Below are 384 nucleotides of genomic sequence, written 5' to 3'. Positions count from 1 at the left end.
GCCCAGCGCCGGCAAGAGCCTCGCCTACTTCCTCGGCGACCTGCTGGACGTGTTCGGCGCCAGCGTAGTCGAGCAACTCGGCCGGCTGTCCCAGGGCGCCACCCAGATCCAGCTCGACCGCTTGTTCGCACCGACCTTCAATACTCTGAGCGCCCTCTCGGTGAAGATGAAAGGTATCCGCCTGCTGCCCGACAGTCAGGTGCCGCTCGACATGGTTGTCGTCGGCGTGCGCGGCGCCGGCCTGCGCAACGGTCTGACCGAGGTCGAGCGCCAGGAGCTGAGGCGCAAGAGCTATCGGCGCGCCATCGTTCAGGACGGTGCCGGCAATCCCCTGGCCGGCACCAGTCCCCGCGACACCGGCATGAGTCGCGCCAACCTGCGCAA

The 384-nt window shown here is 68.0% G+C and carries 1 protein-coding gene; it reads left to right on the top strand.

Annotated features, from left to right (window positions below; genetic code table 11):
- A partial coding sequence (locus H3O04_RS35780) for a hypothetical protein (protein ID WP_202589559.1) occupies positions 1-384 on the top strand: 384 nt, incomplete at both ends.

Origin of the sequence: Burkholderia sp. KCJ3K979, assembly GCF_016759955.1 — a bacterium.
GTDB lineage: Bacteria > Pseudomonadota > Gammaproteobacteria > Burkholderiales > Burkholderiaceae > Burkholderia > Burkholderia orbicola.
This window is presented reverse-complemented; position numbering and strand designations above follow the sequence as displayed.